Origin of the sequence: Cohnella massiliensis, from assembly GCF_900169535.1 — a bacterium.
GTDB lineage: Bacteria > Bacillota > Bacilli > Paenibacillales > Paenibacillaceae > Cohnella > Cohnella algarum.
Genome location: NZ_LT821245.1, coordinates 20,612 through 27,799, shown reverse-complemented (window position 1 = coordinate 27,799; position 7,188 = coordinate 20,612). Strand labels below are relative to the sequence as shown.

General features: G+C 59.0%; 4 protein-coding genes and 1 other annotated feature. Of the genes, 3 read left to right on the top strand and 1 reads right to left on the bottom strand.

The window, feature by feature from the left end; all coding sequences use genetic code 11:
- Positions 1-438: 438 nt before the first annotated feature.
- The 3 genes from B7E11_RS01745 to argS all read left to right on the top strand — a co-directional run bounded on the left by B7E11_RS01745 (position 439) and on the right by argS (position 5,638).
- Positions 439-2,661 (top strand): methyl-accepting chemotaxis protein, encoded by a 2,223-nt coding sequence (locus B7E11_RS01745; protein ID WP_080831925.1) that lies wholly within the window; start codon positions 439-441, stop codon positions 2,659-2,661.
- 242 nt (positions 2,662-2,903) lie between these two features.
- Positions 2,904-3,145 (top strand) — a binding site (T-box leader).
- Positions 3,146-3,530: 385 nt separating this feature from the next.
- Positions 3,531-3,962, top strand: a complete 432-nt coding sequence (locus tag B7E11_RS01740) for a YwiB family protein (RefSeq protein WP_245809591.1) — start codon at positions 3,531-3,533, stop codon at positions 3,960-3,962.
- On the top strand, positions 3,959-5,638 hold the full coding sequence (gene argS, locus B7E11_RS01735; protein WP_080831923.1) for an arginine--tRNA ligase: 1,680 nt from the start codon (positions 3,959-3,961) through the stop codon (positions 5,636-5,638). The genes B7E11_RS01740 and argS overlap by 4 nt, the downstream gene beginning before the upstream one ends.
- A gap of 49 nt (positions 5,639-5,687) precedes the next feature.
- On the opposite strand, the gene B7E11_RS01730 is transcribed toward argS, so the two are convergent.
- Positions 5,688-6,848: a S8 family peptidase gene (locus B7E11_RS01730; RefSeq protein ID WP_080831922.1), complete on the bottom strand. Its 1,161-nt coding sequence runs from the start codon at positions 6,846-6,848 to the stop codon at positions 5,688-5,690.
- Positions 6,849-7,188: the final 340 nt, after the last annotated feature.

Below are 7,188 nucleotides of genomic sequence, written 5' to 3'. Positions count from 1 at the left end.
CCGACGCGCTCGAACCCTTCATGCCATGGTCGCACGAGCTACCGGCTGAGTGCCGATTAAGTAAAAAGTAACTACAGATTAGTCGAACTGAGCTCCCGCCGCTAGGTGGGGGCTATTTGACGCTTACCCAAGAACCGCACACAGTTGAGTAAAAATTACCCATCTCGCCCGGCCGTGCTCCAGGAACCGCACACAGTTGGGTAACCATTACTCATTTCGCCATGGCCGCACTCTTGAGTGCCGCAAATAATCATGATCCCCAGGAAGCATGCCACTCGTTTGGAAAAGTAAGCGAAACCAAACGCCATTTGGAACAAAAATTGACGTAATCACTTAAATATCCAAATATTTCTGCAAAAATAAGCCCAAATCCCTATGACTTATGATACAATAACTGACACTAGAGCAAGAGAAACTGTCCGCATGGGGGGATGTGGCATGTTTGACTGGCTGGGATGGAAGAAGGGGTTTCCGCTCTGGCGATCCTATCGCCTGAATGCCGATTTGAAGTCGGATGTGGAGGATATTTTCGAGGGGATCGCCGAAACGCGCAAGCAAATTTTGATCGACTGGACGACGGACTACTGGCACCATCTCGACCGGCTGCTCGATCAGCTAGCCTCGGCGGGCGGGGCGGCGTCGCTGGGCGACGGAGGGAGCAAGGATGCCTGGGACCGCATGTTCGGACAGGCGTACACCCGAGGATCGGATTTTACGGAGCTTTTTCTTCTGGATCGCGGCGGCACGGTCGTCTATTCCACGCACATTCCGCACAAAGGGAAAACCTACGGGGAAGACTCTCTCATTTCAAAAGGACTGCAATATACCGACAACGGGGGAAAAGACGCGCGCAAATGCCTGTTCGGTCCTTACCCGGATCCGCTCACGCTGGAAATCGGCTCGAGGTCTTCGCCTTTTCACGATAAAATGACGCTTTTGTTCATTAACCCGGTCATTTCGGACGGCGCCACGGCCGGCTACTTGTGCGGACGCGTCCCGAACGACGTCATCGGCGACTTGATTCAGCGGGAGTCCGGCCACGTTTATCCCGATTCCGGCGACAACTATCTGTTCATGGCCAAACCGGAGCTCAACGTACATATCGCTCCCGGGACGGCGCTTTCCCGCAGCCGGTTCGAAGACCGCACGTTTACCCACGGGGAAAACCTGAAGGACGGCGTGACGACCGACTGGGGCATCGTTTCGGTCAAGGAGCACACCGAGCTGGAGCTTATGTTTACCGACCCGGCTACCGGCGAGCTTCACCCCGGCGTCGCGAATACGATCCGCAACGGGAGCAACCTGTTCGTCGAGTTTCCGGGGTATTCCGACTATCGGCATATTCCGGTTATCGGCAAGGGGGTTACGTTCCGGCTGCCCCATTGTCCCGATTTGTGGGGGATGATGTGCGAAGGGGATCTGGAGGAGGTTTACCGGATCCGCAGCATCGCCACGCGCCATGCGCGCCCTCAACTGCTTCTTTTGGGCGGCTTTGCGGTTGCGACCGTCGTCGCGCTGTTTTTCGCGGCCCGCGCGTTCGAGCCGATTTATGTCGCTTTGAGCGCGCTCGCCATTCAAGTCGTTTACGGGCTTTCGGCATTGGCCGTCCTGCGCAGGCGCAGCAAGCAAAGGGTCGTGATGCCGCTGCGCAAGATCAACAGCTTTATCCGCATCAACGCGGAGGGCCGGGGGGACTTGACCCAGCGGATGAACATCGCGGAGTTCGACAACGATGAAACGCGCGACCTGGCCAAATGGATCAACAACATGATCGACTCCCTGGAAGGCGTCATGCTGAAGGTGAAGCTGGCGGCGTCGGACGTGACGTCCAGCCAAAAGCAGCTCAACGATTCGACGGCGACGACGGCGCAGTCCACGGAGAAGGTGAACGACCGGATCAACGCGATGATCCGAAGCATCCGGCGGCAACTGAAGGATATCGACGTGGCCAAGGACGTTGCGGACGAGATGCGCCAGACGCTGCTCATGCTCGAAGAAAAGGCGGCGGAACAAATTACGGTCGCCCAAAACGAGGTCGTCCGGATCGGCGACAAAATGTCGCAAATTTCGACCCGCGTCGCGCAAACGAACGATTCGATCCGGATTTTCATGGACACCGCCAACGAAATCCGGAGCGTTCTTCACGTCATCGGGGAGATTTCCGCGCAGACGAATCTGCTCGCGCTGAACGCCTCGATCGAGGCGGCGAGGGTCGGCGAGCACGGCAAAGGCTTTGCCGTCGTCGCGTCCGAAATCCGCAAGCTGGCCGACATGACGCGGCAGTCGACCGAAGAGGTCCACGAAATCGTGGAGCGAATTTACACGCACGCGCAGCAAGCTTACACTTCGATGGAAGAGGGCACGAGGGTCGTCACCGAGGGCACCGAACTGGTCGCCGTGGCGAACGAAACGCTGGCCGGCGCAAAGGGCGGCGACTCGCTCAAAACGCAGGTCGTCGACGAGGTGGTCGAGCTGATGGAGAAAATCGCCGCCGTCAGCATGGAAAACCGCGCCGTCTCCACCGAAGTCGAAGCGAAAGTGCAGGAGCTGATGGGCGATATCGTCACCGTCCGGCATACGTCCCATACGGTGGAGGCGATCACCTCCAACATGCAGCAGCTGGTCGGGCAGTTCAAGCTGACCGAAACGAGGAAGAGATAGCGGTTCGCTGGCTTCCAGGCCTCCAATCCGGGCTGCAAGCCGAATTAACGGCCCCAGCGGGCCGTTAATCCTTCGGAACGCTCATTTCGGGCCGTTAACCTTTTCGCGTTAAATGAGTTTGCGCAAACAGCGTGATGACCGGGCCCGATGCTTCGAATCCGTAAAATGCCGCTTTTTTTGCCTGTTCGGGCGGATGCGGCTTTTCTTTTTTGCTTCGGTAACCTATAATTTAGACTAAATAACCAATGACGAGGAACGGGAGAGTACTTTGTCGCATGCCTGCAGCAGCGAGCCGGGAGGGTGAGAGCCGGCGAGGCGGGATGAAGGAAGCGCACCCGGGAGTCGGTTCCCTGAACCCGAAGTAGGGGGACCCGGCGAAAGCCGTTATCCGAATCGAGCGAATTCTAAAGCGAAGCGACCCGATCCATGCCGCTTCGCGCGGAATTTCAGAAGAGTGGCACCGCGGACAACATCCGTCTCTTTCATAAGGGACGGATTTTTTGTTTTTACCGGGGCTGTCAACCTACGTTGGATTTTGTCCAATCTGCCGAGCGAAATAAACAAGAAGCGCGTGCTTTATTGGATTTTGTCCAACGGAAAACGGGGATCCGGGCGAAATTCGCAAGAATCCGGTCGCTTCATTGGATAAAATCCAACGAAGACGGCGGAATACGCGAAAAGGCGGTTCCTCATTGGATAAAATCCAACGAAGACGGCGGAGTGCGCGAAAAGACGGTTCCCCATTGGATGAAAGTCCAACGAAGATGGCGGAGTGCGCGAAAAGGCGGTTCCTCATTGGATGAAATCCAACGAAGAGGGCCGGGCGGAATTTCGACGTTTGGCGGAAGGGGGGCGAAATCGACTTGGCGATGGCGTTGGAACCGAAACGGGTGAAAATCGGATTATACTCCATGCAAGACGGGGCGACCTCGGTTTTGGAATATCGGGGCACGCTGTACCCGAAGGCCGGCTCCTTTTATGTCCGGTACGAGGAGACGGACGAGGATCGGGGACGATGCTCGGTGACGATGAAGTGGAACGCCGACGGATTCGCGATTTTGCGGCACGGCGAAGTGCGGGGCGAGCAGAGCTTCCGGCCGGGCGCGAGGACGGCGGGCTGGATCCAGTCGGGAGCGGGAAGGTTCCGATTGGAGATCGAAACGAAGAAGCTGCGCATCCTGCCCGCGGCGGCGGACCGTTTGCCGATCGAGATCAGGTGGCAATACGAGCTTTGGATGAACGACCAGTGGGCCAATCGTTTGAATTTACGTTTGCTTATCGAGGAGGAAAACGAACAATGAGCGCATATGTGCTGGAGGAACTGCATCAAAAAATAAGGGAGGCCGTGGCGGATGCCGCCGTGGCGGCCGGCCTGGCCGAGCGGGAGCAGCTGCCCGTCTTCGCGATCGAGGTGCCGAGGGAAAAAGCGCACGGCGACCTGGCGACGAACGCCGCCATGCAGCTGACGAAAATCGCCAAACGCAATCCGCGCCAAATCGCCGAAGCCATTTTGGAGCATCTCGACGGTTCGGGCGCTTACATTCAGTCCGCCGAAATCGCCGGGCCGGGGTTCATCAATTTCCGTTTGGACAAAAAGTATTTGTATCCCGTCATCGCATCGGTTCTCGATCGGAAGGAGCGCTACGGCAGCCTGACGAAGGAGCAGCCGCGCCGGGTCGAGATCGAGTTCGTCAGCGCCAACCCGACGGGCAGCCTGCATCTGGGCCACGCTCGCGGGGCGGCCGTTGGCGACGCGCTCGCGAACCTGCTCGAATTCGCGGGCAACGAAGTGACGCGCGAATACTACATTAACGATGCGGGCAACCAGGTGGCGAATTTGGCCAAGTCGATCGAGGCGAGATACCGCCAGGCGCTCGGCCAGGAAGCCGACATGCCGGAGGACGGCTATTACGGCGAGGACATCGTCGGCTTTGCCAAGGAGCTGGCGGAGCAGGAGGGCGACAAGCTGCTTTCGCTGTCCGAGGAGGAAAGGTTCAAGAAGCTTCGGGAGTACGGCCTGTCCAAGGAGCTGGACAAAATCAAGCGCGATTTGGCCCGTTTCGGCGTCCGCTTCGACATCTGGTACAGCGAAACTTCGCTTTACGAGCAAGGGCGCGTCACCGGAGCGCTGGACGCGCTGAGGGCGCAGGGGCACGTCTACGAGCAGGACGGAGCCGTCTGGCTGAACACGACCGCCTTCGGGGACGACAAGGACCGCGTTCTCGTCAAAAACGACGGCTCGTACACGTATTTGACGCCGGACGTCGCCTATCATATGGATAAATACGGCCGCGGCTACGACGAGATGATCAACATTTGGGGCGCCGACCACCACGGGTACATTCCGCGCATGAAGGCGGCCATGGCCGCGCTCGGCAACGATCCCGACAAGCTGACGGTGCTGATCGCCCAAATGGTCAGCCTGTTCCAGAACGGGGAAAAGGTGAAGATGTCCAAACGGACCGGCAAGGCGGTCACGATGGAAGATTTGATGGACGAAGTCGGCGTCGACGCGATTCGCTATTTCTTTACGATGCGGAGCATGGATTCGCATCTGGACTTCGACATGGACCTCGCCGTTTCGACGTCCAACGAAAATCCCGTGTTTTACGTGCAGTACGCCTACGCCCGCATTTGCAGCATTTTCCGCCAGGCGGAGGAGCAGGGCATCCGCCTGCTGCCGGTCGCCGAAGCGCCGCTTCACAGGCTGACGGCGGAGCAAGAGTTCGACTTGCTTCGCAAAATGGGCGAGCTTCCTGCCGTGATCGCCGACGCGGCGGCCAATTACGCTCCGCATTATGTCATTCGCTACATCTATGAGATCGCGGCCCTTTTCCACAGCTACTACAGGGCGGAGCGCGTCATCACCGAGGACGCGGAGCAAAGCCAGGCCAGATTGCAGCTGCTGGCGGCGCTGCGCATCGTCCTGGCGAACTGCCTGAAGCTGGTCGGCGTATCGGCCCCGGAAAAAATGTAAGCCGTCGCCGCGGCCGAGCGGGGGAGATTCCGGCCAGGCCGTCGTCCGCTCAGGGCTGACGCGGCTTCAGCTGGTCGGCCGCTTGCATCATCAAGCCTATGCGAAGCTCTCCGGCGGTCGTCCGGAGAGCTTTCGCGCCTCTTAGCGGGCGCACGGACCGCTTCAAAATTTGTTTGATCTGCTCGGGGGTCAGATCCCGGCGGTACGACAGCAAAAGCGCCACGGCGCCGGTGACGTGTGAGGTGGCCATCGACGTGCCGCTCATGATTTTGCGTTTGCCCTGCAGCCAGCACGATTCGATTTTTTCTCCGGGCGCATAAATATCGATATAGCTGCTGCGGTTCGTAAACGCGGCTACCCGGCCCTGCCGGTTCGTCGCCCCGACGGCGACCGTCTGGCTGTATCTGGCGGGATAGTCGATCGTTCCCCGCTTGCCGTCGTTGCCGGACGAGGCGACGATGAGGACGCCGGACCGGTAGGCGTTGCCCACCGCATGCAGCAGGGACCGGCTGCGGCCGTGCATGCCGAAGCTCATGTTGACGACGTTCATCCGGTTGCGGACGCACCAGTCGATGCCGAGAATAATATCGGAAACGTAAGCCGTCCCGTTGTGGTCGAACGCTTTGATCGGATATAAGGAAGCCCGCGGCGCGACGCCGATCATGCCCTGAAGCTGGTTGGCCGCGGCGATCGTGCCGGCGATGTGCGTGCCGTGGCCGTTATCGTCCTGAGGAAGCTGCGTCCGCTGCAGAAGATTGATCCCTCTTTCCAGCGAATGGCGCAAGTCGGGATGCTGAAAGTCGACGCCGGTATCGATGATGCCGACTTTGACGCGGTAGCCGGTGGCCCGGCCCCACGCGTCGGGGGCGCCGATTTTCCGCACCCCCCAAGGAACGCCTTTCGCCGTGCGAGAGCCCGGGGACGCCTGCGGCAGTCCGTCGACGCGAACGACCGCATCGGGTTCCCAGATGACGGATTTCGTCAACGCTTGCGGCAATTGGTCGACGGGGATCGGACAGGCATAGGCGCGAATGATGCCGAGCCGGCGGACGCTTTGCAGCGCTTTGCAGTTTTTGCGCTGCGATTGGAGCGCCTGAAAAAACCTTCTGTCGTCTCCCGGACGGACGAACCGCAATATCGTTCTCCCGGCGTCGGTCTCCGGAGCGGAGAGGGAACCTTTCAGCCATTTCAGCAACCCGCTTGTTTCCAATGGGGCATCCCTCCCGTCGTATGCTTCCCTATTGTATGAACGACCCCGGGGAACGGCTTGGGAAACCGGCCTTTTTGCGCGCAAATGGGCGACGGGGTGTGTCAATATCGGCCGGCGGCCATACGATGGATGGAGAACCCTTGCGGGTTCTCCATCGCGCCGCTTTGCATGGGAAGCGGCCGGAGGGATACAGTCGAAAAGCGAAGGCGCAGCCGGCCCGGCATGCCTTCGCTTTTTCGGCGCTTGCATTTTTATAGGAAATGCGGTTAACTAATGGGTGACACCTGAAACCAACCGGGATTGAAGCATACAATCGCTTAATATAAAGAGAGGATGAGGT